General features: G+C 50.6%; 27 protein-coding genes and 1 pseudogene. 16 read left to right on the plus strand and 12 right to left on the minus strand.

Annotated elements, in window-relative coordinates; all coding sequences use genetic code 11:
• Positions 1–105: 105 nt before the first annotated feature.
• Positions 106–2,532 (minus strand): penicillin acylase family protein, encoded by a 2,427-nt coding sequence (locus ACO0LF_RS09495; protein ID WP_423013856.1) that lies wholly within the window; start codon positions 2,530–2,532, stop codon positions 106–108.
• A 165-nt stretch (positions 2,533–2,697) separates the two neighbouring features.
• Here ACO0LF_RS09495 and ACO0LF_RS09500 point away from each other — a divergent pair, with 165 nt between their 5' ends.
• Positions 2,698–3,162 (plus strand): MerR family transcriptional regulator, encoded by a 465-nt coding sequence (locus tag ACO0LF_RS09500; RefSeq protein WP_423013857.1) that lies wholly within the window; start codon positions 2,698–2,700, stop codon positions 3,160–3,162.
• A 6-nt stretch (positions 3,163–3,168) separates the two neighbouring features.
• On the opposite strand, the gene prfH is transcribed toward ACO0LF_RS09500, so the two are convergent.
• Together prfH and ACO0LF_RS09510 are read right to left on the minus strand one after the other, a co-directional pair.
• Entirely contained in the window at positions 3,169–3,801 is a 633-nt protein-coding gene (gene prfH / locus ACO0LF_RS09505; RefSeq protein ID WP_423013858.1) for a peptide chain release factor H, read from the minus strand.
• On the minus strand, positions 3,801–4,994 hold the full coding sequence (locus ACO0LF_RS09510; RefSeq protein WP_423013859.1) for an RNA ligase RtcB family protein: 1,194 nt from the start codon (positions 4,992–4,994) through the stop codon (positions 3,801–3,803). The genes prfH and ACO0LF_RS09510 overlap by 1 nt, the downstream gene beginning before the upstream one ends.
• A gap of 434 nt (positions 4,995–5,428) precedes the next feature.
• Here ACO0LF_RS09510 and ACO0LF_RS09515 point away from each other — a divergent pair, with 434 nt between their 5' ends.
• The 3 genes from ACO0LF_RS09515 (at position 5,429) to ACO0LF_RS09525 (ending at position 7,801) form a co-directional block, all read left to right on the plus strand.
• Positions 5,429–5,629: a hypothetical protein gene (locus ACO0LF_RS09515; protein WP_423013860.1), complete on the plus strand. Its 201-nt coding sequence runs from the start codon at positions 5,429–5,431 to the stop codon at positions 5,627–5,629.
• Positions 5,630–6,211 (plus strand): zeta toxin family protein, encoded by a 582-nt coding sequence (locus tag ACO0LF_RS09520; RefSeq protein ID WP_423013861.1) that lies wholly within the window; start codon positions 5,630–5,632, stop codon positions 6,209–6,211.
• Between the two features lie 381 nt (positions 6,212–6,592).
• Positions 6,593–7,801, plus strand: coding sequence for an alpha/beta hydrolase family protein (locus tag ACO0LF_RS09525; protein ID WP_423013862.1), 1,209 nt, complete (start codon positions 6,593–6,595; stop codon positions 7,799–7,801).
• 82 nt (positions 7,802–7,883) lie between these two features.
• On the opposite strand, the gene ACO0LF_RS09530 is transcribed toward ACO0LF_RS09525, so the two are convergent.
• Positions 7,884–9,077, minus strand: coding sequence for a glycerophosphodiester phosphodiesterase (locus tag ACO0LF_RS09530; RefSeq protein WP_423013863.1), 1,194 nt, complete (start codon positions 9,075–9,077; stop codon positions 7,884–7,886).
• Positions 9,078–9,153: 76 nt separating this feature from the next.
• Entirely contained in the window at positions 9,154–10,017 is an 864-nt protein-coding gene (locus tag ACO0LF_RS09535) for a helix-turn-helix domain-containing protein (RefSeq protein ID WP_423013864.1), read from the minus strand.
• A gap of 168 nt (positions 10,018–10,185) precedes the next feature.
• Between ACO0LF_RS09535 and ACO0LF_RS09540 the strand changes: the two genes are divergently transcribed.
• A complete protein-coding gene (locus tag ACO0LF_RS09540; protein WP_423013865.1) occupies positions 10,186–11,139 on the plus strand; it encodes an alpha/beta fold hydrolase in 954 nt (317 codons plus the stop codon).
• A gap of 168 nt (positions 11,140–11,307) precedes the next feature.
• On the opposite strand, the gene ACO0LF_RS09545 is transcribed toward ACO0LF_RS09540, so the two are convergent.
• The 4 genes from ACO0LF_RS09545 to tauA all read right to left on the minus strand — a co-directional run bounded on the left by ACO0LF_RS09545 (position 11,308) and on the right by tauA (position 14,635).
• Positions 11,308–11,850, minus strand: coding sequence for a hypothetical protein (locus ACO0LF_RS09545; RefSeq protein WP_423013866.1), 543 nt, complete (start codon positions 11,848–11,850; stop codon positions 11,308–11,310).
• Positions 11,851–11,942: 92 nt separating this feature from the next.
• The gene (locus tag ACO0LF_RS09550) at positions 11,943–12,836 is read right to left on the minus strand and encodes an ABC transporter permease subunit (protein ID WP_423013867.1); all 894 of its coding nucleotides are present in this window, start codon (positions 12,834–12,836) and stop codon (positions 11,943–11,945) included.
• Positions 12,837–12,845: 9 nt separating this feature from the next.
• A complete protein-coding gene (locus ACO0LF_RS09555; RefSeq protein ID WP_423013868.1) occupies positions 12,846–13,670 on the minus strand; it encodes a taurine ABC transporter ATP-binding protein in 825 nt (274 codons plus the stop codon).
• Positions 13,643–14,635 (minus strand): taurine ABC transporter substrate-binding protein, encoded by a 993-nt coding sequence (gene tauA, locus ACO0LF_RS09560; RefSeq protein WP_423013869.1) that lies wholly within the window; start codon positions 14,633–14,635, stop codon positions 13,643–13,645. The genes ACO0LF_RS09555 and tauA overlap by 28 nt, the downstream gene beginning before the upstream one ends.
• 199 nt (positions 14,636–14,834) lie before the next feature.
• Here tauA and ACO0LF_RS09565 point away from each other — a divergent pair, with 199 nt between their 5' ends.
• Together ACO0LF_RS09565 and ACO0LF_RS09570 are read left to right on the plus strand one after the other, a co-directional pair.
• The gene (locus ACO0LF_RS09565) at positions 14,835–16,283 is read left to right on the plus strand and encodes an MATE family efflux transporter (RefSeq protein ID WP_423013870.1); all 1,449 of its coding nucleotides are present in this window, start codon (positions 14,835–14,837) and stop codon (positions 16,281–16,283) included.
• Positions 16,284–16,340: 57 nt separating this feature from the next.
• Positions 16,341–17,057 (plus strand): glutathione S-transferase, encoded by a 717-nt coding sequence (locus ACO0LF_RS09570; RefSeq protein ID WP_423013871.1) that lies wholly within the window; start codon positions 16,341–16,343, stop codon positions 17,055–17,057.
• A 102-nt stretch (positions 17,058–17,159) separates the two neighbouring features.
• Here ACO0LF_RS09570 and ACO0LF_RS09575 read toward each other — a convergent pair whose 3' ends face one another.
• Genes ACO0LF_RS09575 through ACO0LF_RS09585 form a run of 3 tightly spaced genes read right to left on the minus strand, consistent with a single transcriptional unit; the run spans position 17,160 to position 18,285 of the window.
• The gene (locus ACO0LF_RS09575) at positions 17,160–17,381 is read right to left on the minus strand and encodes a hypothetical protein (protein ID WP_423013872.1); all 222 of its coding nucleotides are present in this window, start codon (positions 17,379–17,381) and stop codon (positions 17,160–17,162) included.
• Positions 17,378–17,809, minus strand: coding sequence for a VOC family protein (locus tag ACO0LF_RS09580; protein WP_423013873.1), 432 nt, complete (start codon positions 17,807–17,809; stop codon positions 17,378–17,380). The genes ACO0LF_RS09575 and ACO0LF_RS09580 overlap by 4 nt, the downstream gene beginning before the upstream one ends.
• Complete coding sequence (locus tag ACO0LF_RS09585; protein WP_423013874.1) at positions 17,806–18,285, minus strand: helix-turn-helix transcriptional regulator; 480 nt, start codon at positions 18,283–18,285, stop codon at positions 17,806–17,808. The genes ACO0LF_RS09580 and ACO0LF_RS09585 overlap by 4 nt, the downstream gene beginning before the upstream one ends.
• Before the next feature lie 619 nt (positions 18,286–18,904).
• On the opposite strand from ACO0LF_RS09585, the gene ACO0LF_RS09590 reads away from it, so the two are divergent.
• The 9 genes and pseudogenes from ACO0LF_RS09590 to ACO0LF_RS09630 all read left to right on the plus strand — a co-directional run bounded on the left by ACO0LF_RS09590 (position 18,905) and on the right by ACO0LF_RS09630 (position 24,955).
• The gene (locus ACO0LF_RS09590) at positions 18,905–19,150 is read left to right on the plus strand and encodes a type II toxin-antitoxin system ParD family antitoxin (RefSeq protein WP_423013875.1); all 246 of its coding nucleotides are present in this window, start codon (positions 18,905–18,907) and stop codon (positions 19,148–19,150) included.
• Positions 19,143–19,433 (plus strand): type II toxin-antitoxin system RelE/ParE family toxin, encoded by a 291-nt coding sequence (locus ACO0LF_RS09595; RefSeq protein WP_423013899.1) that lies wholly within the window; start codon positions 19,143–19,145, stop codon positions 19,431–19,433. The genes ACO0LF_RS09590 and ACO0LF_RS09595 overlap by 8 nt, the downstream gene beginning before the upstream one ends.
• Positions 19,434–19,629: 196 nt before the next feature.
• Positions 19,630–19,797: pseudogene (locus ACO0LF_RS09600) on the plus strand (transposase domain-containing protein); the annotation flags it as partial.
• 68 nt (positions 19,798–19,865) lie between these two features.
• Positions 19,866–20,297 (plus strand): hypothetical protein, encoded by a 432-nt coding sequence (locus ACO0LF_RS09605; RefSeq protein ID WP_423013876.1) that lies wholly within the window; start codon positions 19,866–19,868, stop codon positions 20,295–20,297.
• Between the two features lie 134 nt (positions 20,298–20,431).
• Positions 20,432–20,740 (plus strand): hypothetical protein, encoded by a 309-nt coding sequence (locus ACO0LF_RS09610; protein WP_423013877.1) that lies wholly within the window; start codon positions 20,432–20,434, stop codon positions 20,738–20,740.
• A gap of 228 nt (positions 20,741–20,968) precedes the next feature.
• Entirely contained in the window at positions 20,969–21,322 is a 354-nt protein-coding gene (locus ACO0LF_RS09615; RefSeq protein ID WP_423013900.1) for a tyrosine-type recombinase/integrase, read from the plus strand.
• Positions 21,323–21,379: 57 nt separating this feature from the next.
• Entirely contained in the window at positions 21,380–22,312 is a 933-nt protein-coding gene (locus ACO0LF_RS09620) for a DUF4238 domain-containing protein (RefSeq protein ID WP_423013878.1), read from the plus strand.
• 294 nt (positions 22,313–22,606) lie between these two features.
• Complete coding sequence (locus tag ACO0LF_RS09625; RefSeq protein ID WP_423013879.1) at positions 22,607–23,908, plus strand: tyrosine-type recombinase/integrase; 1,302 nt, start codon at positions 22,607–22,609, stop codon at positions 23,906–23,908.
• Positions 23,909–24,073: 165 nt separating this feature from the next.
• Entirely contained in the window at positions 24,074–24,955 is an 882-nt protein-coding gene (locus ACO0LF_RS09630; protein WP_423007357.1) for a hypothetical protein, read from the plus strand.
• Positions 24,956–25,237: the final 282 nt, after the last annotated feature.

A 25,237-nucleotide genomic window follows, 5' to 3' on the forward strand; every position in this document is an offset into this window, starting at 1 on the left:
TATTTGTCGTTCGCCAGGCAAATTTAAAAAAAATTTCTATAAGCATCAAAAAAACAGGCCAGTCACAATTTTGTGATTGACCTGTTTTTTTTGAGTATGACTAAATTATGGTTTCAGTATCACCGTATTTTTAGCATGTGCCTCCACTTGCGCCGGTGCAAACCACCAGGGTCTGCGTTCGTCTTTCGCCCATAGTCTGGCCATATCATTTTGATGTTCCTGGAAATGCCTTTCACTGACACCACCAGCCAGAGCCGCTTCGATTTTTTCATTGTCACCAAAGTCCATGATGACTTGCATGGAGGCGAAAAAATTCGTTTCATACGGTTTTTGGAAATCATAGACACCACGGCTGATCGTCTCGCCACTACCCGAGCGTTCTACCATGAAGCCACCCAGTAATTCCTGACCTGCACCATTGCGGCGCAAGGGACTGACAAAGCGCACAGTATGGGCTTTGCCCCAGCGCCATTGACCAGGGTCCTTGCCTTGCAGGGCTTCGATTTCTGCGCGGGCGCGTGGTGCGGCGGTGCGTATCACATCGGCCAGAGTTTCGCGCTTGTCCCTGGTGCGCACGTCATCAAACCAGATGGAATCAGGCTTGGCCAGCAGGGTATCAAAACGCTGCTGCCAGAAATACCAGGTTGACAGCATGTCCTTGGCAACATCGTCGCCGAGCTCATCACTGAAAGTACCTAGCACGACTTCGCGATACAGCGCCTGATACACCAAGGGTGCAGCCAGAGCCGCATCGTCCCTGCCATCCCAGTTTTTGAGTATGGCAGCCAGGTCTTTTTGGGCAGGATCATTTTCCAGTGCAGCGATGAGGGCAGGGCGCAAGGCATCTGATTGCAGGTTGCGGCTGTCATGCATGAGCTTCCAGTGATCTTCCACCGTCATCTTTTGTGCCGCACCCAGGACTTGCCCTATGCGGGTGTAGCGATAATTTGGCGAGACATAGTTGGTGTAATACCAGGGGAAATCTTCAGGCCGGGTATCATGATTGGCAGTACCGACCCAGGCGCGTGATGGGTTAAGCATGCCGGGCATTTTGTCCTTGGGGATAAAGGCCGTCCAGTCATCGCTGCCATCTGCCGGCGGCAGGCGCGGGAAGCCGCCATCAGCACCCGCGCGTATCGGTACTGCGCCCGTGGCGCGGTGGGCGATAGTTCCCTGGTCATCCCCAAAGACAAAATTGAACATCATCAAATCTATCTTTTGCACTTGCTTGTCAAAGTCAGCGGCATTGGCGGCAGTCAGCAAACCTTCTATACCGATTTGTGGCGTTAGAACTTCAGCATCGGTAGAACGCAAGACCAGTAGCTTGTCGCCCTTGGGGCCAAGGCCGGGGTGATCGGTAATCACTGGCCCGCGTTTGGTGTAGCGTATGACCAGTGCTTGATCCCGGTAGCCACCTGTGGCGCTCTTGTCCTTGATATGTATGTTTTCAGTGATGACCGTGAATGGCACGCTGCGGCCACCGTCCATGTAATGATCTTTGTTGGTCGGGTCCAGGTTTTCCACATATAAATCCTGCACATCACCATAAGCATTCGTGACACCAAAAGCCACGTGCTTGGTACGCCCCACCATAATCCCCGGCATGCCGGGGATGGCTGCACCCACGGCTTGTATCTCGGGCGTGAACAAACCTACCGGATGCCAGGTGCCAGGCAAGATGCGGTTATCCAGATGCGGGTCATTCGCCACCATGGCCTTACCGGATTGCGAGCGTGATGGACCAATTGCCCAGTTATTGGAACCCAGGCCCTGATGATTCAAGGTCTCGGGCGCGATATTCAGGTCACTCCAGGCCAGGTTTAATTGTGTCGCTTGGGCTGGTGCATTGGCAGCTTGCGCAGTTTGTGAGGCCGGTGCAGTTTTCCAGTCAGGATTGACAGTCAACGGGAAAATTTCGCGTGCCTTTTCCATGCCCAGATGATCTATCAGTTTTTGCGCGATGACTTCTGCCTTGAAATTGGTCGAGTGGGTATAGTGTATGTAATGCACCAGCGCCACCAGGTCAGCCACTGTCCATTTTTGCGGCACCAGGCCTACTGCCTTGAGTTCTATAGGGTGCTCATCAGGATAAGCCTGGATATAGGCATTGATGCCATCGACATAATATTGAAAGAATGCCCGTGACTCAGGGCTGAGTTTTTCTGCATGGCGTTCACCATTGCGGCGTATGCCGAGCACGCGCATGCGTATATCACTGGGTACAGTCTCTGCCCCCAGGCTGGCAGATAATTCGCCGCGCCAGGTGGCGCGAAATAACTCCATCTGCATGAGCCGGTTTTGCGCAGTGACAAAACCTTGTGCACGTAAAAGATCAGGGGTATTGCTGGCGAAAATATAGGGTATGCCCAACTCATCGCGCAAGACTTTAACCGGGGCAGTCAAACCTGCAAGGCGCATCTCACCATCGATTTGCGGATGGCCGGAGCTGCGCAGCTTCAGATACCCAGCCGTGCCACCCAGCGCCAGCAAGACCAACAGGCTTATGGCTGTACGTTTAATAAATTTATTCATGTAGTCTCCTCCGATTGATCCATGCCTGATCATCGATTATTTTTTATTCAGCTGCCGTATCATTTCGCATGCGTGTTTCACAGTCAAGCATTAATAGTGCTTGTAGCCAGTCTGAAGCCTGGACTACACTCCAGAGTCAAGAAAGATTTCAGTCTGGAGCAAACAATGAACATCAGCCAGTTTGCAACTGCCTGCGAAGTATCGACAGATACTGTGCGCTATTATGAAAAGCAGGGTCTCATCAAGCCTGCTACCCGGCAGACTAATGGTTATCGCAAGTATGGTGATGCCGATGTACAAGCCCTGCGTTTTGTTCGCGGTGCCCAGGCTTTGGGATTTTCTCTGGCAGAGATACTGGCCATCATGCCGCGACTGGCAGGAGGCAAGTTTGCCCGTGCGGATATAGAGCAACAACTATTGAACAAGATGGCGCAGATAGATGAACACATGCGCCAGTTAAAAATTCTCAAGAAAGAATTGCAAACGACTTTTGCTTCCCTGACCTGCCAGCCTGAGCTGCCAGTGACAACAACACAAAGCACCGCTACCGATAGCGGCAGCGGTGCTGGTGCGGCGATGGTAAAGCAGGCCTTCAAGAAGCCTGCTACAAAAAGGTTTAAGAAGTTTTAAGAAGCTTTAAGTTTTTTGTTCCTTGAAATCCATGCCGGCAAACACACGTTTGGCATTTCCCCTTTCCGTATCATGATGTTGCATGCGTCTCTCAGCCTTGCTGTCGCGTTCTTTGGCAGCATGCAATTCTGCCAGTTTGCTACTCAATAATTGTGCAGCCAGGCGTTTGTTGGCATGCTGGCTGCGCTCAGTCTGTACCTTGACTGAAATACCAGTCGCTATATGTGTGGCACGAATGGCGCTGTCAGTCTTGTTGACATGCTGACCACCGGGGCCAGATGCTCGTGTAGCTTCATAGCGTATTTCACTTTCTGGCATGCTGCTGCCAGCCTGGAATACCTTGCAACCCAAAAACCAGTTCTTGCGTTTGTGACCCAGGCGATAAGGACTATTGCATATCGACAGCAGGCTACCTTCCCATGTCTGCGCCAGACTTTGCACAGCATCTTCATTTTTATCGCTAGTCAATTCCAGCAAGGCAGAACGCAAGCTGCCAGCATACGGACCATCAACTTGTTCTATGACGCGCGCAGTAACACCTGCTTTTGCTGCTTCCTTATTAAAGAGTTGCAAAGCCTTGGCCACAGCCAGGCAACATTCTGCCGGGCCGGTATTGGCAGTGATTTGTAGATACAGCATCAGCAGCACTCCCCGCGTGTTTTGTAGGTCAGCAGGGGTTTGCTGCGGGCGATGACTGTGACCAGGTCTGCACCCAGCAAGCAGTCGAGTACGCTATCAAGATTTTTATAGGCTTGCGGTGCCTCTTCATAAATCAGGGCACGGTCTGCGCAAATCACGCGGCTGCCAAATTCTGTGCGACTGAGTTGATCTGGCGTCGCCAGTTTGAACAGCCTGTCCTTGCAATCCGTACGCTGCCATTTGCGGCCAGCACCATGCGCCAGTGAATGTAAACTGGCAGCGGCGTTCTCTGTTTTTGGTCGCAGCAGATAACTATAGTCACCACGTGAACCTGGCAGCATCACCAGACCCTGGTCACTCGGTGTGGCACCTTTGCGATGCAACCACAAGCTTTTGCCATCTGCTTGTACTGGCGTGACCAGATTGTGATGCACATCGAGTACCAGCTCCCCATGACAACGCAGGCGGCGCAAAATACGTGCGGCGATCATGGCACGGTTGAGTGCTGCGTACGCCAGCGCTGCATCATGCTTGCGCAGGTAATCTGTCGCCGCTGGGCTATCGCTGGCCAGACCAGCATGACTATGTGCATCGACATGCTGGCGCAAGATAAATTGCCCCAGGCCACGCGAGCCGCTATGCACCAGCAATTGCACACGCTTGTTCTGCAAGCCCGCTGTTTCATATCCGGCAGCATCATCGACTCTGTCAGTGATTTGCAGCTCAGCAAAATGATTGCCGCCACCTATTGTGCCTAGTGAACGCATTTGCAATAAGTCCAGCCCTGCTGCCAGCAAGCCATCGGCAACCGCCTGTTTTTTTGCTGACAGTTCGGGATCAAGACTGAGCAATTGCTGCCACTCATCTTCATCGACAGGCTCATCAAGATTACCGATTTGCTTGTCCAGTTTGTCCAGCTTGACCTTGTTGATGGCAAGGTCGGTCTGATACAGGCTCATACCGCAGCCTATGTCATTGCCGACCAGGGCAGGGTAGAAATGGTCTTGCGACAAAAATGCCGCACCCACAGGGTAGCCACGGCCCGGGTGTAAATCTGGCAAGCCAACCACGCTGACCATCTGTGTTAATTGTGCTGTGGTTTTGAGTTGCTGTATCGCGCTATCTTCTAGCCACAAGCGGTCTGAGGCGATCAGTGATACGCGCTCAGATAATTGCTGAATAAAATTGCCCATAAAGGAATTCCAAATAATATTTTTTTAGGAATTGGGCGCTGGTATGCTGATATAGGCGCATCACTTCATCGACTAGTGTGGACTAGTATCGATAAAGCTGAAGAGCAGGATGAAATGCTTGCAGACGTGTACGCTGTATATTGTATTAGCAGCGCAAAAGACGAATTAATGCAGGCAGCAAAAAACCAGACCCAATGAAGGAGAGAGGTTTTGTAATAGTCGCATTGTGATCTCCTTTCAGATTAAGTTGGTTGAGGTGAGGGCTCGATATTAGCCGACATTTTTTGGTTTTGGCAAGGAATTTTAAAAAAAATAAAAAAACGTATGAGCACATTCGTTTGCAACACGATGTAAGTCCCCAGCGGTTTTTATGGCAAATGACTACAATGAATTCGGATTTACCATTTTTACAGCAAGATGATTTGAGGACAGAGATGAATCAGTCTGATACAAAAAATGAATTCAGTGACACCGTCATGCGTGAGCTGGAACTCGATAAGAAATTCGCTGAGCATATTAAAAAAATCAGCCAAACCGAGACCGTCAGCTATATCGATGAAGAAGGCTATGTGGTCAGGCGCACCCCCGATGGTGTTATCACCCGGGTGTATGATAAACCCAGCGTCAAGCCTTGAATGATGAACCAGCCTATCGCCCTGTTTTATGGCGGCACCAATGGTTCTGGCAAATCCACCTTGCGTGAACTGGATGCCGATACCACAATAAAAAAACACATAGACCCGGATGCCATTGCCCGCATCATTAATCCCCAGGACCCGCGTGCTGCCGATGTTGCCGCAGGTCGCGAAGCCATACACCAGTTCCAGGCAGTGATTGCCAGCAAGACTTCATTCACGATGGAAACCACGCTGACCGGAAACGGAATACTGCGACGCATGGCAGAAGCCAGGGCCGCCGGATTTTTGGTACAGCTACGTTATGTGGGTCTGGCAAGTGCGGATTTGAATATAGAGCGTGTCGCCAACCGCGTGGCCAGGGGCGGCCATCATATCGATGAAAATGTGATACGCAGGCGCTATCAGGAGAGTCTGGAAAATCTGTTGAAAGCGATTGCCCTCTGCGACATGACTTTTATTCGTGATAATTCTGGCAAGCAGGTGATTTGCCATCTGGCGCTGGAAGGCAGGCAAATCTGTTATTCCGGCAAATCACCATTGCCTGATTGGGTAGTTGAAATTCAACGGCAGATCTCATAGAACAGAGTAGCAGGCTGATATGCCTGAGTTATTTTGTAGGCTGCGCCGTGCGCACCGCACGGATGATCAACATAGCTCAGGCATACGCCATCATGCACTGAAAGAGGGGGCGCATGGCGCACCCTGCAAGGTATAGCAAATCATGTATTGTCTTTGCAATAGACCTCACCAGGATGGAACTAAGGCGTCTTTTTGTCATCCTATTGCACTCTGCAGCGTTATAGTAGGATGCGGCAGGCGTTGCCCTGTCCGTATCGGTGATTTTCCTGCAACTTAACTGGAAATGCAGCAACTTCTTTGAAGTGAGGCTAAAACATTTTAAACGGGACTTACGTAAAATTGTCCAAGTCGCGCTTCTTCCTGGCAATCATGGAAATGCATATGAAACCTGAATTATTAAACCTGAGCAACTTGAATAAAGTTGCCAGCCTGGCTATCTGTCTGGGCTTGGGCCTTGGCCTCAGTGCCTGCGGCGGCGGTGGGTCGACTACCGGTACTACGCCAGTGGTGGTGACGCCAGAAGTGCCCAATCCTGCAGGTCCGGGGCATTTTGAAGTGGCCACCTTCATCAAAACAATTAATGTTACCGACATCACGGCAGCCCTGCCTAAAGAAGTGACAGCGGTAGTCAAGCCCCTGTACTCAGTCGACACGTATAAAATTACCTATACCACCACTGATACCGCCGGCCGCAACGTGATTGCTTCTGGCCTTGCTGTCATCCCGCGCAAGACTGGCAGTCTGGCCAGCCCGGTACTGGCTTATCAGCATGCCACCATCAAGACCGATGCCGAGGCACCCAGCAATCATGCGACTGCTGATGAGCCTGCTGTCTTGTTTGCCTCCATGGGCTACCTGGTCAGTGCCACTGATTATGTCGGTTATGGCACGACTAAGGGCATGCCCCATCCTTATTTGCTGGCTGCGCCTACGGCGCTTTCCGTGGCAGATTTTATGACAGCAACTTCACGCTGGCGGCAAATGAAAACCATCGCCGACAATGGCCAGGTATTCTTGACGGGTTATTCTGAAGGTGCCTACGCAACCATGGCAACTTTGCGCTATCTGACGCAAAACAAAACGGGCGCTTTACCCGTCAGTACTTTCGTTGGCGCAGGGCCGTATGATGTCGTGCTCACCCTGAATGCCATGCTGGATGCAGTGCGCAAGCAAAACCCTCTAGTCGGTGCACTTATCAGTCCTGGTTTCCTGAAAAAACTCGGGGCAAATGACAGGGCCAATGTGCGCAATCTTTTATTGTCCTCTGCGCTGGGTAGTAGTAGTGATATCAACTTCGATCCTACTTTCCTCGACAATTTCCTCAACGATGATGATGCTGCCATCGTCGTGCAAAGCAATGTCAACGACTGGACACCGCAATCGCCCATCTCATTTTTCCATGGTCGCGATGATACGACCGTGCCTTATGGGAATACCGATTCAGCCTTCCAGGCCATGACTAAGCGAGGAGCTGCAAACCTGATAGATCGCATGGATTGCCCGGCAAAACCAGCCGAGCATATCCCCTGCGTACCAGCCTTCCTGATCAATGACATTACACGACTGGGTGCGCTTGCCAAAGGGCTGTGATGCCGAACAGAACGAACAGTAGCCGGGCATCAGTGAACAAGACGCGCTTCACTGATGCCCCTCTTTTGCCAGACTGGCCAGATCAGCGACCTGTTTCTTTCAAATAATCTGCACGTGCTGCCAGGGCGGTATCAGCAAAGTCCGAGAACATGCCATCTATGCCCAGGCGGAAGAATTGCAGGTATTCTGCCTTCGGGTCACCATTGTAATTTGCTGCCAGCCTGCGCTTTTCATTGCGGAAAGTATAGGGGTGAACCAGCAAGCCAGCCTTGTGGGCATCACTGATCAAGCTTGTGGGTGCCAGGGTAACTGCATCAGTGTCATTGATCTTGCCATCACCATTCACATCCACGATTTTGCCGTCTGCGCCTACCGTACCCTTGATACTGACGATGTAACGCTTCCATGGGCCTATGCCGTCTGCATAAGTCTTGATTTCAGCCAGGCCAGCAGGCGTCACCATGTCGCTAAACATGCGCTTGTCACCCGACAGTGCCCAGTCATACGGTCTGTCATACGGTGCTGCATAGGTCAAGGCACCAGTTTTCAAGTCTACGTCGTCAGCATCGATCAATTGCACCATCTTGACGTTCAAACCCTTCCTGCGCATTTCTTTCAGGCTGCCGGGTTCAAATGATTGCACAAAGATGGGCGCATCTTTACTATTCCAGCCCGCCTTGTTGATCAGGTCGATAAGCTTGTCTTCCAGCGGCAAGCCCAGTGCGCGATGGTAGCTGGGGTTTTTTGTTTCAGGGTAGACGGCTATCGTGCGGCCAGTGTCTTTGGTCTTGGCTTTGACCAGATCGATGATTTCCTGGAAGCTGACGATTTTATATAAGCCATTGTATTGCTGTGGGCGTTCTGCATCGGTGGAAATGCCACCCAGGGTCTTGATTTCTGCAAAAGTGAAATCACTGGCAAACCAGCCTGTCTGGGTTTCACCATCAACGCTGATGGTTTTTTTTCTGGAAGCAAATTCGGGATGCTTGTCCACGTCTGTGCTGTAGAGCAGATTTGGGTCATGGCGTGCTATCAAGACACCATCCTTGGTGGAAATCAAATCAGGTTCTATCGCATCGGCACCGAGATCGATGGCTTTCACATAAGCTTCATAAGTCTCTTCCGGCAAATAACCGGATGCCCCACGGTGGGCAACCACCAAAGGTTTGTCGCCATTCAGGGTAGGCAGAGTTTGAAGGCTATTGCCGCCACAGGCGCTCAATAAGACCAGCAAAGAGGAAGCCAATACAAATTCTGGCGTGCGGGTAGGTAACATGATCGTCTCTTGATGAAAAAAGAGCGACGATATAAGTTACTTATGACCTGGTGATGACAAGGCGGCTCAGCTCTCTTCATGCACGAAGCTGAGCAGGCTTGATGCCCAGCACGCGTTGCATGCAGCGCGCCATGTGGCTGCTGTGACTGAAGCCAGTTTCCAGCGCAATCTCGGTCATGGTTTTACCGCCTGCTAAGAGCAGCAGGCGCGCCCTTTCCAGACGTCTCTCAAGCACAAAACGATGCACTGGCATGCCCGCCGCCTGCCTGAACAGTGATTTGAAATGCGACATGCTAAATCCAGCTACCCCCGCCAGTTCCGCCAGGCTGAGATCCTGATCCAGATGGGCTTCTATGTATTCCACCACCTGGCGCAGTCGCCAGGCTGGCAGCGTAGGATGGTGCTTGCCACTATACGTCTTGCGGCGCGTTTGCAGCGCCAGCAATCGGGCAGCCAGGGCAGTAGCCAGGCTATCGGCAAACAGGCGACCGCCAGGATAATCATCCTGTTCCTCGGCTTGCATCATCCAGCCTATGCTTTCGATGTGCGCATCGCGGATATGAATGGCAGGGTTCAGGTCCATGCTGTGTGCCCCCAGGCCCATGGCGCTTGCCGTATCCGCCAGCAAAGCGGGTGTCAGGCGCAGCAACAGGGATTTGGCATTTTGGGTCAGCGTCCAGCGTGTGCTGGAACCAGCCGGGACCATACAAAACTGCCCATGCAAGCGCAGCCCCTGGCGCTCATAATTACCGGCACGATAAGATACGGCTACCGGGCTGCCCAGATGCAGGCATAGTACATGGCGCTGATCCAGCGGTGAATTGAATAAACCTGAAGGGACTGGCGAAGTCAGCACATCCAGCAGCGGCAATTGTCCAGCGACAAGGTTTTCTCGCAGGGTCACGCCGGGGTCGGGATAGCACAGGGGTCGCAGGCTCATCGTATGCTACAGGCAAGTGTCAGAACAGTCAGAACAATCCGCAGAACGATAAAGATACTACAAATCATCCGTTTGTGCCTGTTCCCGGCCATTTATGCGCGCAGCAGGTATGTGCAGCGTTTAGCATCGCTGCTATGCCTAATCCACTTCATGTCCGGGAGACTAAATATGCAACGCAGACGATTCTTACAAATGAGCGGCAGCCTGCTGACAGCATCCGCCATGGCCTATGGCGCTGGCGCACAGACTAAGCCAGCGTCAGATGCTGCTGCCTTCCATGCACAGCGACGTTACGCCACGCTGGCCTGCGGCCGTATCGCCTATATTGAGCGCGGCAAAGCTGAGGTGGCGCTGTTTTTACATGGCGCACCTTTGAACAGTTTTCAGTGGCGCGGGGCCATCGATTTATTGTCACCCTACCGGCGCTGCCTGGCACCGGATTTCATGGGCCTGGGATATACACAAGTCACGGAATCACAAGCTTTGACTGCGGATGCACAAAGCGCCATGTTGCTGGCATTGCTGGACCATCTGGGCATAGATAAAGTTGATATCATCGCCAGCGACAGTGGCGGTGCTGTCGCCCAGTTATTCCTGATCGCCCATCCTGACAGAGTGCGCAGTATGCTGCTGAGTAATTGTGACGTCGAGCCCGACAGCCCGCCCAGCGACGTGCAGCCAGTTATTGCCATGGCCCGTGCCGGTACACTGGCAGATACCACAGAAAAATGGCTCAGCGATACTGCCCTGGCCCGTGCCACTTTTGGTGCCGCCGTATATCATGAGCCTGCCCGCCTGACAGCCGAGACCATCGATTATTACGTCAGGCCCCTGGTCAGCTCTGCCTTGCGGCGTGCGCAATACCATGCTTTTCACCTGGCACTGGAACCCAATCCCCTGGCTGGCATAGAAGCCGCACTGAAACGCAGTACGGTACCCGTCAAGATAGTCTGGGGTGCCAGTGATACCATCTTTTCCATGGACGATGCCAAATACCTGGACCGCATCTTTCCAGCATCACGTGGCATACGCAGTGTTCCGCAAGGGAAGCTGTTTTTCCAGGAAGAGTTTCCAGAGGTGATCGCAGAAGAAGCCCTGCGCTTATGGCAATCTGTTAGTTGAATCGCTGGATCGCTGGTTTGTCGTAAGTAGGAGCGGCTTCAGCCGCGAACATTTATTTGCAAAGGCTATGCGTGATATGCTGCTTTTGCCGCTCTGACTAGCCTGAGCATTCGCGGCTGAAGCCGCTACTACAGCGGATCGCGTTTATTCTTAAATGCCGCAATGTAGTTAAAACTGATCCCAAACTCCCCACCAGTTTTGTTGCGCGTCTGGACGAGGGTGTTTTTCAGCTGGCTGATAAGTTGTCTCTTCCAGATTGATATTGACTTCAGCAGGTATTGTGTCATGCAATAAGCGGTAAGCAGGTTCTTTCTCTACGCTCTCCAGCAACCGCGCCATGTCCGGCACGGACCAGCAATCATAAGACCAGGTATCTTCTGCCATCAGCTCAGTGACAATGCCCATGTCCAGCTTGTAGCACAAACGCAAACGCAGGGCGGGCTGCGGCCCCGTTGCAGCTTGGTCATGCGGCAGGCAAAACAGCCGCACTATGCCTATCTCAAAACGCGTACCACCCCCGCGATTGGTGATGTCCTCATACACCACCAGCCCATCACCTTCCGCCTGAATGACATCATAATCACGGGCATCCTGATAAAACGCCGCCATCAGGCGCAAAGCCTGTGGCAGCGTCATGGCCTTGAGGGTTTGCTTATTCGCCCTGAGCAAGGCGCGCAACTCTTTTTCGGATAGTGCCGGATTTTTGTTCATGCTTGCATTTCTTTTGAGAGTGATGCTGGCATTGTGCCACGCCTGCCTGAACTCTTGAAGCCCTGCTTATATCCAAATATATCCTTGCTGTTTTAGCTATGCGCCTTCCAGGGCACCAGTTTGTGTTCCAGCCTGCGCATGAGCAGATCGAAGAGGTAGGCCACGATACCGATGAGGATAATACCCATGATCACAATATCGGTACGCAAGAAGCTGGAGGCATTCAACACTAACTGCCCTACGCCAGCCGTGGCTGCCACCATTTCAGCCGCGACCAGGGTAGTCCAGCCAAAGCCGATTGCTATTCTCAAGCCGGTCAAAATGTCGGGCAGGGCTGCAGGCAAGATCACATGCCGCAATAATTGCCACTGGCTTGCGCCCATGGACAGTGCCGCATGCAATTGTTCTGACGCCACCTTGATGACACCAGCGCGGGTAGCTACGGCGATGGGGGCAAAGCAGGCCAGGTAGATCAGCAAGATCTTGGCCGTTTCATCTATGCCAAACCAGATCACGATCAAGGGCAGATAGGCCAGCGGCGGCAGCGGTCTATAAAATTCCAGGATGGGATCAAAGATGCCACGCACGATACGATTGGTACCCATCAACAGCCCTAGCGGCACGGCGCTGATGGCAGCAAGCAAGAATGCACCAAACACGCGTACCAGGCTCCAGGCAAGATGCTGGAGCAATGGCAGCCCGCCTTGTATATTGCCATTCCATGCCTGTTGAGCGGCTAGCCATACCGCCGCAGGTGAAGGCAGGAACAAGGGCGCTACCCAGGCCCTTGCGGTGATGAACCACCAGCCAGACAACAGTATGGCGATGGTGATGATAGTCACGCCCAGGGTCTTGCCACTCCCTGGTCGCGGGTAAACCTTCGCTACTGGTAATAGTGGTTCTGCCTCGCGTTTTGCAGGTTCTATTTTTGCAGGTTCTGTATAAACGGTAGCAGGGCTTACAAGGGATGTGGATGATGGGGGCATAGAGGCAGTTCAGACAGGATGATGCACAAGTTGCAGCAGGCGTTCGCGCCAGGCAATAAAGTCAGGCGAAGACTTGACCGCGCGCGCATCGCCTGTAGCCAGATATTCACCAGAAAACGGCAATTCGAATTGCTGGGCGATGCGGCCTGGCCGTGGCGACATGACGATCACCCGCGTGCCCAGAAAAAGTGCTTCTTCCACACTATGGGTAATGAAGAAAATAGTTTTGCCACTGCCTTGCCAGACCTTGACCAGTAGCTCTTGTATGGACTCGCGTGTCAGGGCATCAAGCGCGCCCATGGGTTCATCCATCAATAGCACGCGGGGATTATTGGCTAGCGCACGGGCTATCCCCACACGCTGTTGCATGCCGCCAGACAATTGATAGACTGGTGCAAAAGCAAATTGCTCCAAGCCCACCAAACGCAATTGATCCAGCGCAAGCGCATTGCGCTGGTCTAGCGCAATGCCGCGAAAGCGCAATCCCAGCGCAACATTGTCGAGCACATTCAACCACGGCATCAGCGCATGTTTTTGAAACACCACACCTACTTCAGGGCTGGGGCCGGTGATGGCCACATCGTTGAGCGTGAGTTCGCCTTCAGACGCCTGTATGAAACCAGCCAGGCAATTCAGCAAAGTCGTCTTGCCGCAACCTGAAGGCCCAAGGGCGACGACGAATTCGCCCGGCGCGATAGACAGGTTGACATCGGATAAGGCCAGCGCTTCATCCGCCCCGGCACCGGCAAAGCGCACCGAGAGCCGTCGTATATCAAGCTGACCACCGCTGTGTGCAGCGGTTGCGTTTATTGTGCTGCCGCTTTGCGTACCCATGTGGCATTGACTCCTACACTATAGTCAGGCAAGACTGTCTGGATGGTGCCCTGGGTCTTCAGAAAAGCCGCAGTAGCCGCCAGCGATTTAGCCGCACCGCCACCCAGCCACTGTGCCGAAGCCTGTTGCTGCAAAGTCGGGAACTCATACAAGGCCAGGCTGGCAGGTACTTCAGTAGCCTCAGCGCCAGCCCATTTGGCGACTGCCTTGATTTGTGCTGCGTCTGCTTTCCAGTTAGCCTTGTTGTTGCGGTAATCGGCATCCGTAGCTGCCAGCAATTTCACCAGCTCTGTCAGGAATGCATCATTCTGTTTGGCGAAATCCTTGTTGACCACGATGCCATCGAAGGTTGCAGTGCCAGTCTGTTTGGCGATCTCGCCAGAAGAGATCAGGGTCTTGCCGGTCTTCTTGACTTTGGCCAGCACTGGGTCCCAGATGAAGGTTGCATCAATATCACCACGCTCCCATGCTGCAGCAATTTCTGGTGGACGCAAATTGATGATCTTGACGCCACGCGCATCCACTTTGGCATGCTCAAGTGCCAACAAGGTATGGAAATGTGAGGTCGACACAAACGGCACTGCAATGCGCTTGCCATTCAAATCAGCCAGGGTTTTGACGTTGCTGCCATTACGCACCACCAGCGCTTCGGCGTCATTGATATTATCGAGTATCCAGAACAACTGTATGTTCAAACCCTGCGACAAGCCTGAGGCTATCGGGGCCGAACCTGCTTCGCCAATGTGAACAGAACCAGAAGCCAGCGCCCGGATAACGTCAGCACCACTGGCCATCTTGCGGAAAGTGACTTTGTAGCCAGTCTTTTGCTCCAGGTTCTGTGTTTCCTGCGCATAACGCCAGGGCACGACCATGTCCTGGTAGGCGATCACTACTTCTTTGGTTTCGGCCCCAGCATTTCCCATGAGGAAAACGCCAACAGCGAGGGCAAGCAGATTCTTTTTCATATATTGAGTGGATTAGGGTGCAATTGATAGACGGCCCAGTATATGAGTGCACTTTGTGCGACAAAACGAATCTTTCCGACTATGAATATGCAATGCATGCATTGCATATTTTAGATATGAGCCTGTAAAGAGCGTTGACAGGTCTTTCAAAAGCAAAATGTTCGGTGCCGCACACTTATCTGTCTGCTGCCGCCGCATAATGAATACCACTAAGGCCAATAAAGGACATCGCGTGGAACGCCAAAAGCTATTTCTGGAAGGTCCCATTACCAAAGCACTTGCGACACTGACGTTGCCCATTATTCTCGGCAATATTTTACAGACCGGTTATCAGTTGACAGATGCATTCTGGGTAGGACGATTGGGTGCTGCAGCGGTAGCGGCGATTTCCATCAGTTTTCCTGTGACCTTCCTCGTCATTGCCCTGGGCTCTGGTCTTGCCATGGCAGGGGCGACGCTGACTGCGCAGTATATGGGGGCAGGCCGGCAAGATATGGTCAACCATGTTGCTGCCCAGACCATGGTCATGGTCGCTATCAGCTCGGTGGTGCTGGGCTTGACTGGCTATAGCCTGGCACCGCATCTGTTGACACTGCTGGGGGTAGAGCCAGCAGTTCATGACGGCGCGCTGGGTTTCATGCGCGTGTCTTTCATAGGCATCATTTTTGTATTCATTTATGCGATGTTCCAGGCACTGATGCGTGGTGTCGGCCAGACCAAAATCCCCTTGTATATCGTCGCAGGAACGGTACTGCTGAACTTCTTGCTTGACCCCTTGTTCATCTATGGATGGCATATCATTCCTCCGTTGGGTGTCATGGGCGCGGCCTATGCAACCCTGGTGACACAGGCGCTGGCAGCGTTGATAGGCATGATCATTTTCTTGCGTGGCAGACATGGCATACAACTGGATTGGCGCGCTTTAAAACCAGATCCGGCATACATTCGTCGCGCTTTCTTCCTGGGTTTGCCAGGTTCGGTCGAACTGTCAACGCGTGGCCTGGGTTTAATCGTCATGTCCTTCCTGGTGTCCAGCTTTGGTACCGTCACGATTGCCGCTTACGGTGTCGGTGCAAATATTCTGCAAGTCATAACGATACCTATCATGGGCATCTCCATGGCGATATCCACCTTGGTGGGGCAAAATATCGGGGCAGGCAATATTGAACGCGCATCGCGCATTACTGTGCTTGGGACCTTGATAGGCTTTGCTGTACTGAGCGTGGTGGGCCTCATCGCTTATGCACTGGCACCTTTGATCGTCAGTTTTTTTATTCCCAATGATGCCGCCGTCATTGCCGAGGCCGCAAACTTCTTGCGCATCATGTGTCTGGCCTGGGGCGGTATAGGTGTGCAGCTTTGCATCGTGTCAGCTTTTCGTGCCTCCGGCAACATGCTCAATGCCATGATCATCGCACTGGTGTCGCAATGGATGATACAGTTTCCGCTGGCGTATGTATTATCCAAGCATACGCAACTCCATGCCCAGGGCTTATGGTGGTCATTTCCGGTAACGAATATCGTGGTCGCCCTGATTGCCATCTGCTGGTTTGCCAGAGGCAGCTGGAAAACCACCAGACTCACTGAAGATGACAGGCAAACAGCACTCGTCAGTCAAGAGACGATTATCGAGGATGGCATACGGTGATGAGGGTTTCCTGTCGCCTGGATGAACACGGCAAGTCATTGAAAAAGGGATAGCGCCATGAGTATTTCAAAAGTTCCTGATTATGAGTTGTACTATTGGTCAGTACCTTTTCGTGGCCAGTTTGTGCGGGCTATCCTGGCATGTGCCGGAAAAACCTGGACTGAGGTCGACGATGCATCCATCATGAAACTCATGAGTGGGCCGATTAAAAATATGCCCGTGCCCTTCATGGGGCCACCCCTGCTCATCGACAAAAAAACCAGATTCGCCATCGCTGAAATGCCTGCCATTGTGTTGTATCTTGGCGAGACGCTAAACCTCATGCCAGCAAGCCCAGAACTCCGCGCCATGACCATGAAAATAGTCAATGATGCCAATGACGTCATTGATGAAATCACCCTCGATGGCGGCCGCCAGATGTGGACCGAAAAACGCTGGATGGAATTCGTTCCACGGCTGCAAAAGTGGATGTCGCTATGGGAGGAAACCGGCAAGCGCCACGGCCTGCGGGCAAGCAGTGGATTTTTATTAGGTGGCGAGCAACCTGGCATTGCAGACATAGTGACAGCCACTTTATGGTCGACTTTAGGTGGGCACTTTCCCAAAATCAAAAAGCTACTGGAGAAAACAGCACCCAAGACAGCAAACCTGTCGCGACGCGTCAGTGCATTACCGCCCCTGGTCAAACTCGACGCCAAGGCGCGAGAAGATTATGGTGACGACTATTGCGGCGGCAAGATAGGTGCATCGATGAAAAAGGTAATAGGCATCTAGATAAACCAGGGAGTCTGCGGTCTTGCTGTGAGGCTCCCATGCTAGAGCAATTACTCATTGAAAGCGTGAAGTGTGGCCTTCCCGTATTCTTTATGGCATTGGCTACGCTTGCGCCTTAGTACGCCACCTGCTCGTATAAGGCAATGCAAACATATACAGGCCTGAAAATAACATCAGAAACAGCGAAGGCAGTGGCGCATATGTGATCCACGGCGACGGCTCACCCGGGCTGATTGCTCTTGCCGCGAAGTTGGCGATGACAGTCAGCGTAAAAACGATGGACAGCCAGCGATGGCTTTGTCGTATCCAATCGCTCCAGCTCATGATGATTTCCCCGCTTGTGATTTGGACGCTGCCTCTATCATTTTCCAGCCATTGCCAGAAGGGTCGCGAAAGCCCGCATCCACAGTGCCGTAGCGGTCCACTGGCTCTTGCGTGAACTCAACGCCGCATTTGCTCAAACGCTCGTAGGTGGCACGACAGTCATCCACCACGAGTACGTTTGCCGGCATGGCACCTTTGGCGACCATCTCATGCAGGGTTTGCGCAGTTGCCGCGTCATGCAGAGGTGCTCCGGGTACGAACAAACCTAGCTGGAAAGACGGCTGGTCCGGATGCTGGACCGTCAACCAGCGATAATTACCATTGCGAACATCGGTGTGGACGATGAATCCCAGCTTGCCGACGTAGAATGCCAGCGCTTCATCCTGATCGTGTACATACAGACCTGCAACATTAACGCCTTGAGTCATATATCCTCCTGATTTGATTGAGGCTCCAGTTTGCCAGCGGCTTCTATACGCCGCTTCTCCAAAACTGCTGTATTGAGGTCGGGGCGTTCTACACCACGCAGTACACACTCGGGAATATGTGCCCCCGCATGCGGAACTGAGCGTTCACGCGCCCGCAGTTCTCCCGGGCTTTCGCCAGTAATGTCACGAAAGATACGGCCAAAGGTACCAAGACTGGCCCAGCCAGTCTGGAGGGCGATATCCGTCACAGGCATATCAGTATCGCGCAACAGGGTTTTGGCACGCTCGATACGGCGTGTGAGCAGGTAGCGATGGGGAGGCAGGCCAAAAGCCTTCTTGAATTCACGCGCGAAGTGCGCCGCCGATACTGCGCTCACTTCAGCCAGCTTGTGGATAGGCCAGTCCTCATGGGCAGCCCCATCCATCCGGTCTTTTGCTCGCAGCAAGCGTCGTAATAGTTGGGGACTTTGAGGCATGTCATCCTCGGGCAAACAAAAAAGCCAACCTGAAGGGTTGGCGTCGATGATGACTTGGATCAGATATTGATGCTGCGAACGCTGAAATGACTGGCGCAAGTTCTTTTAACGCTTTCAATTCACAAGCCATAGTCCTCTTTCTCAATGATAGTTATTTAATAAACGTATAAGAATTGTAGAACTATACCAAAATTTGTAGAACTGAAAGACCAATGTAAAAAGGACTTACATCGCTGTAAGTCCTTCTTTTTACTACATATTCCTTGGTGGCCCGGGGCGGAATCGAACCACCGACACAAGGATTTTCAAGCTTTGTCATTTTTAAGGAAAATCAAAGGCTTACAAGAAATTTGCTCTACAAAAGCTGTGTGAATGATAACAGCAAAGCCTTTGCCAGCGTGGGGCTTTTTCGTTTTTCAAGTTGCTTATTAATCCAGCATATATAGGAATAGGTGAAGGTGATCCGGCATTATTTCGCAGCACGGATACATATAATTTTGATATTGGAATTATCTCTAAATTCTCAAATCAAAGACTGGTATCCAGCACCAATGTGCGCGATAATGCACCAATAGTGTGATTTTTGTCGCACTATTGAACCATTCTTGGAGATAACACCATGGGAACCGTGCGCAAGACCATCACATTGACTGACAAGCAAGACAGCTGGATTAAAGCTCAAATAGACGCTGGGCAATACACAAACGACAGTGAATACATCCGTGACCTTATCCGCCGTGAACAAGAACGTAGCGTCGAGGTAGAGGCTATCCGTGCTGCTCTGATTGAAGGAGAATCCAGTGGGGAACCCCGTGCTTTTGATACCAGCGCGTTTAAGCAAAGAATGTTGAGTAAGCATAGCTGAGTACCGCCTCGTACCTGCTGCAGAGAATGACCTTGAGTCTATCTGGTCTTATACGGCACTCAAGTGGAGTGTGGAGCAAGCCGATCGCTACACTGACATTATGACATCGGCCTTTGATGAATTGGCACAGTCGCCGAAACTGGCTCCTGCATGTGACCACATACGGCCAGGTTATCGTCGCCAGACTGTTGAGCGGCACGTGATTTATTTTCGTATTACGTCATATGGCATTGCGATTATCCGCATCCTGCATGATCGTATGGATGCGTCTCGTTATCTGTGATTTCGTGTTGCCAACGATTATTTTATTTTTGGTGTCATTCCGAAATTATTGCAATTAGAATATTATTCTGGGAGTTCATCATCCCAAGAACCAAAAAAGTTTATATACCCCGCCAGCATGCAGGAAATATAGCTTGCCAGTAGGTATAGGTTACATGTCGTACTTCTGGCGTACAGTCTACGAGGGGATTGACCCTATCAATCCTTACGACTACTTTGTGGATGTTTTGCAGCGCATCAGTCAACATCCTGCTTCGCTGGTGCATCAGCTTACGCCACGCGTCTGGAAACAGTTGTTTGCTGAGAATCCACTCCGCTCAGACTTGTATGACCTGGATCGGCGGGGTAATATTGGACGGAAATGACCGCTTACGAAGAGACGCCGAGCGATGAAGCCGCGCGGCGCTCCTCACTTTAACGTTAGAGTGCACCAATGAGCTTCGGATTTTTTTACGAGGTTGAAGACAGCGCGCGTGATCTTCTGACCGACTGCATGAGCAAGGGCGAGTGGTATGACGTCCTAGGTGAGCTGCATATTGAAAACAGTCAATCGTGCAAGGCAGAGGAATCTCTTCCGGCATGGGAGCTGGCTCTGAAGGAAGCCTCCGGACCTCTGGCGAGACTCTTTACTGGTGAACTTAGAGCCGAGACTGACGAGTTCGACGATCCTAGCGTTGTCTTTCTCGGCGCTGATCTGGTTAAGTCAATTGCGGGAGAAATCAGGAAGAACGGCAAATCCTTCTTCGAGAGCCTACTTAAGGAGGTCGGTTGCGATGCAGATTCATGGCTGTTTGAGCCGATGTACCAATTCTTCAATGAGGCGGCCGGCAGAAATAAGGCGGCAATTATTTTATGGGGTGGGTAAGCATGCTCTCTAACACGACGCTCGACGCGGAAACCGCACCTGTTGGCAATTTTTCGTTCAGCATTTTTTCAATCATCGGCTCTTCGTCATATTGCCTAGCGCGTAGTTCCGATCAGCTCAGCATTAGAACTCACATGAACTCGTTCTTCAAGTTTATAGTCGTCTCGATCTTGCTTCTTTCTTTTTCCGCGTGTGACCGCACGCCGCAAGGTCATCGTGATATTCGCGCACCCATTGTGGGGCAATCTATTCTCACAAAGGATCTGACGGGCGAAGTTCAAGTACCATCGATGGAGCTGAATCAAACAATTGAAGCGACCACCCAGAACACTGGTGCAATGATGAGGATCATCGTAAAGAAAGGGTCTCCGCTTGTATCCGAAGTTGAACGTCAGGTCATTACGCGCAATTTACAAAGCCGTGTGCAACTTGTGGAAAAGTAGAGTGAGTTCTAACCTTGCGCTCGTTCAGACGGGCCGGATCCCTCGACGGTAAAGTCGCTAACTGCATTTATAAATTTTTTCCGATGAAGCTCCCGTTCTCTAGTTTTCGCTCAAATACTAACGTGGTACCAGACTCGTCACGAAGCGTAATTTTTACCCTTACGGTGGGAGGCGTTGCCAAGAGCGATGCGTCCTCGGGATAGCAAGCAATAGGAGGCCAAGCTATCCATAAAACAAAATAAGACGGGTAAAAAATTGAGAATCGCTATTGAAGGTGAGCTGGCCGATGTTATAGCCCAGATCATGGCCAAACCACGTGACAAAGTGAACAAAGCACTCCTGCAAGACCCAGACGGGCAGTGCCTGACCTATTCAGCAATGCGCTCTAGGTTTGATAAAGCCAGGGAGCAATCTGGCGTGAATTTTCAATTTAGAGACCTTAGAGCTAAAGCAGCCACAGATACAGAAGATTTAGCGCACGCACAAAGCCTACTTGGACATAAAAATCGAAGCACTACTGAGATATATACTCGGGAAAGGCGTGGCGAGGTAGTGCGGCCGTTGCAACGAAATAAATTGTGACCTATCGTTGAATGGACGTATGCTGTTTAGGTTACGCTCAATTTTCCGGAGTCTTAGATGGCTATGTCTAAAAAAAAGGGAACTACTCCTCCTAAGAAACACCATTTTGTGCCTGTGACATATTTAAAAAGATTCACCGATCATAATGGCCAATTACATTGTTTTGATCGCCAGTCTGGCATATTCACTAAAACTTTGCCAAAGGCAATTATGGCCGTCAACAAGTTTTATCGACAGGACTGGGCGCCAGCCGGCACTGATCCGAATATTCTGGAAATAACGTTAGGTCAGTGGTTAGAGCCAGGGGCAAAAAATTCACTTGACCGACTAATTCAAAGTCCAACTTTACTGACGGAAGAGGATACTTGTATTCTTGTTTTGTATCTTGAATTCCAGCGAATCCGTGTGCCGCGCCAAGTAGAAATGGCAAAGGAACTCATCAAGGATATGATTATGCGATTAGGGCCTCAAGATATTATGTCCGAAGTCCGAGAGGGGAAATTCTCTCTAAACATGAATAATTCGGTTCGTTTTGAGTATGTGAAAATGGCAATGGGTGAGTTTTATCCGTGGTTTGAAACCATGGAATGGGAGGTTATTGAAGCTGAAAACGACGCCGCTTTCATCACTTCTGACAGCCCACTGTCACTATATAATCCTGAGATCCCACCTCCGGCTGAAGCAGGAATTGGACTTGCTGGAACAATGGTATTTTTTCCGCTTAGTAGTCGCTATGTATTGTTAATGCGGCATTCGGGCGTTAGAGATCGCGCGGATTTTTCCAACCTGTTGCCTCTGCCTGATCCATTAAATTCAGATACGATGATTTCCATTACACATGGTGCGATATGGAGTGCGGACGTAGTGAATAATTTTAACTGGAAAATGTTGCGCCTTTCTGAGCGATTCATTGTTGCTGAAAGGCTAGAAACACTTCAGGCATGTATCGAAATTGATGACCTGAAAGGAAGAATTGTAGAACGAGCTTAATTTTGTAGAACGGATTCAACAACGAAAAAAGGGCTTACATCGCTGTAAGCCCTTTTTTTAACTACATATTCCTTGGTGGCCCGGGGCGGAATCGAACCACCGACACAAGGATTTTCAATCCTAGAAAAACTATATTTATTGCTGTTGATTAACATTCTTAAATTGAAGAAAGCCATTTAAAATCAATTGGTTATGTGTTTTCGTGTTGTTTGGAGTGTTGATTAACTCTGATTGATATGCTCTAATTCGGGTTACATGGCGGTTACATGGATCTGATTTAAGGACTTTCAATTAATGGCAAAAATAAAATTTACTTCTGGTCGCGTTGATGCATTTACTTGTGAACCTGGCAAAAAGCAGTCCTTTTCGTGGGACAGTACTGCACCAGGCCTTGGGCTTCGGGTAACGGCCAGCGGTGCAAAAGCATATATTTTTCAAGCTAAATTGGACGGTGAAGCGATGCGCATCACCATTGGTGATCCAAAAATATGGGAAATATCTGCGGCACAAAGTGAGGCTAGAAGGCTGAAAGTGATTGTCGATAATGGCCAAGATCCGCGCCACCTGAAGGAAGCTGCCAAAGCTGCAGAACAAGCACAACGAGCAGCCAAAGAGGCAGAAGAAGAAAACAAGAAAGCTCGTGAAATTCGTGAGTCAATCACGTTGGGAGAAGTTTGGCCAAAATATGTTCAGGACCGAAAGCAGCAATGGTCAGAGTTACATCTTCGTGATCATTTGCGCGTAATGCACGCTGGTGGGGAAGTTCGCAAACGAAGTAAAGAATTGACGAGACCAGGGCCTTTGGCTTCACTCGGACAGTTTCGCCTCGTGGATTTGACTGTGGAACGCATTGATACTTGGGCCAAGCAAGAAGCCAATGTAAGGGCAACAAGTGCTAGGTTGGCGCTACGTCTTCTGAAGGCATGTCTTTTTTGGTGTGCCGCACATCCGCAGTACGGTCCTGTCATAATTTCAAATTCAGCTCAAAGTCGAAAGGCTAGAGAAAGCCTGGGAAAACCGAAAGTTAAGCATGACGTATTGCAACGCGAGCAATTAAAGTCTTGGTTTTCTGAAGTCCAAAAGATAGAAAATAGGGTTATCAGTGTGTATTTACAGGCGCTTTTGTTAACCGGTGCACGGCGTGAAGAACTCGCAGTGTTGAAATGGACAGATGTCGACTTTCAGTGGAAGAGCATAAAGCTGAGCGACAAGGTTGAGGATTTCAGAATGGTGCCGCTTACTCCATATGTATCGAATCTCCTTAAGGGGCTACCTCGTAGAAGTGAATGGGTATTTAGTAGCCCAACGGCAGAATCAGGCCATATTACCGATCCAAGTATTGCACATAGAAAGGCGTGCAAATCGGCGGGATTGTTTGTCACCCTCCACGGATTGCGCCGCAGTTTCGCGACTTTAAGTGAGTGGACAGAGACGCCTGCAGGGATTGCCGCACAAGTCCAAGGTCATGCTCCTCAGGGAGTGCGTGAGCAGAACTACATACGTCGACCACTGGATCTGCTTCGGATGTGGCACGTCAAAATTGAAGAATGGATGCTTGCACAAGCGCAAATTGACTTTGCCTTAGAGGATTGCTAATTAGTTAAGTCCTAGAAAACAGATAACTCCCATTTATCCACAAATGTGGGAGGGGCATTTATTCAATATGGCTGCAATGACAAAAATAGAAATTTCTACTATAGTTTCGACTTTTTTACCGAGTGATTATCTTGCCGGAGCGTTCATACCGTGATCAGGATAATCATGTCAAAAATGATTCTTCCAAGAATAAAGACCTACACAAAAGTTCCTGAAGCCCTAGAATTGCTTAGCACCTATACGGGGAAAGCGTGGAAAACTCCAGATGACTTATTGGACGCTGCCATGAGTTTAGCTTTACCATTGGAAGCGAGTTCACCTCAAACTTCAAGAGTAGTTACTCGTAGTTATGGCGGTCATTCTGAATTTGCGGTTACTCGCGGATGGCGGCCCGCACTGTTATGCCCTTTTCAAATAAAACAATTGATGCTGACAGGTGAAACGACGACTAGATTTCCGGCATTTTCAGCCGGTGATAGCGAATATGTATCATGGGATTTCGTAAAAACTAAGCGTGTCGAAATTGCGAAATCGAAAAGTGTGATTACCAATCAATCCGGTATTTGGATGCGACCAGGATCTTTTGAGAGCTCTATTGATAATGACGATCCTTGGATGGGCGAATCTGAAATTGAATATTTTGAGTTTCCTATAAAGGTAACCATAGATATGGTTTCGGTGCCCAAACACACGTTTATTGACCTGTTGATCAGCGAGGGCGTGGTTTGGCAAGATGAAGAGGTAGTCAATATCCTTGAGCGGGAGAAAAGTTCTGCCAGCCTGAAAAATACGACTCATCGTACGAAGACTCGAATGTCTCCATTAAATACAGAAATTGCTCAAGCGAGATTAACTGCAATCGATCCCGAAAATCCGGATAGTGTTTTTGCTGAATTGGTAAAACTTGCGGACCGCGGGCACGGGTGTTTGGTTGAAACGGTCGACAATGCTATTAAGTACCGGGCGGGGGACGAAGTAAAGTTCTTTACCAATAGGAACCTAAGAGACCGGATGTTTCGAAGTGCTAAGCAGCGACAAGGTAAATGACTAGCTAGCGCGCACGCGCTAGGAACGCGCTAACCTGTGCCAGGCAGCGCTACGATGCGCTAAGCAGCGCTACTATCGGAGAAAAAAAGATTCTGTTAAAGAATACGTATCATCACTAACCAACAGAGATGATACGTAATGATTAAGACAGTAATGTTTGCACCGCTGGAATCTGAAACACGTTCTACAGTCAATACCGCTGCCGCGGCATTTTACTTAAGCCGAAAACCACAAACTTTAAGAGCATGGGCATGCTTGGAGAATGGACCTATTCGTCCTCGT

Origin of the sequence: Undibacterium sp. Di27W (assembly GCF_049340345.1) — a bacterium.
Taxonomy (GTDB): domain Bacteria; phylum Pseudomonadota; class Gammaproteobacteria; order Burkholderiales; family Burkholderiaceae_D; genus Undibacterium.